Consider the following 517-nt stretch of genomic DNA (forward strand, 5'->3'; position numbering starts at 1 on the left):
AGACGATAGGGTCAAAACCTTGGAACTAACCGAACTCAAAATTTGGTGGAGGTAAACGGGATCGAACCGATGACCTCTTGCATGCCATGCAAGCGCTCTCCCAGCTGAGCTATACCCCCGATTTTCTTTGGATAATCACCAAAGAAAAACCCTTGCAAATGCGAAAAACCTGCAAGGGTTTTTTGACTGGCGGAGTGGACGGGACTCGAACCCGCGACCCCCGGCGTGACAGGCCGGTATTCTAACCAACTGAACTACCACTCCTGGCAGGCAGCTTTCGCTTGCATTCTTCAACACAAGCCAAGTGCTACAAACTTGGCGACCCTACGGGGATTCGAACCCCGGTACTCACCGTGAAAGGGTGATGTCCTAGGCCTCTAGACGATAGGGTCAAAACCTTGGAACTAACCGAACTCAAAATTTGGTGGAGGTAAACGGGATCGAACCGATGACCTCTTGCATGCCATGCAAGCGCTCTCCCAGCTGAGCTATACCCCCACTGAATGACTTCAAACAC

The 517-nt window shown here is 51.5% G+C and carries 4 tRNA genes; all 4 read right to left on the reverse strand.

Annotation, left to right across the window (positions count from 1 at the left end):
- Positions 1-43: 43 nt before the first annotated feature.
- Positions 44-119 (reverse strand) — tRNA-Ala (locus tag ACOQFS_RS05685).
- A 68-nt stretch (positions 120-187) separates the two neighbouring features.
- Positions 188-264: transfer RNA gene (locus ACOQFS_RS05690), tRNA-Asp, on the reverse strand.
- Positions 265-316: 52 nt separating this feature from the next.
- Positions 317-392: transfer RNA gene (locus tag ACOQFS_RS05695), tRNA-Glu, on the reverse strand.
- Positions 393-422: 30 nt separating this feature from the next.
- Positions 423-498: transfer RNA gene (locus tag ACOQFS_RS05700), tRNA-Ala, on the reverse strand.
- Positions 499-517: the final 19 nt, after the last annotated feature.

Origin of the sequence: Paracidovorax sp. MALMAid1276, from assembly GCF_049198005.1 — a bacterium.
GTDB lineage: Bacteria > Pseudomonadota > Gammaproteobacteria > Burkholderiales > Burkholderiaceae_C > Acidovorax.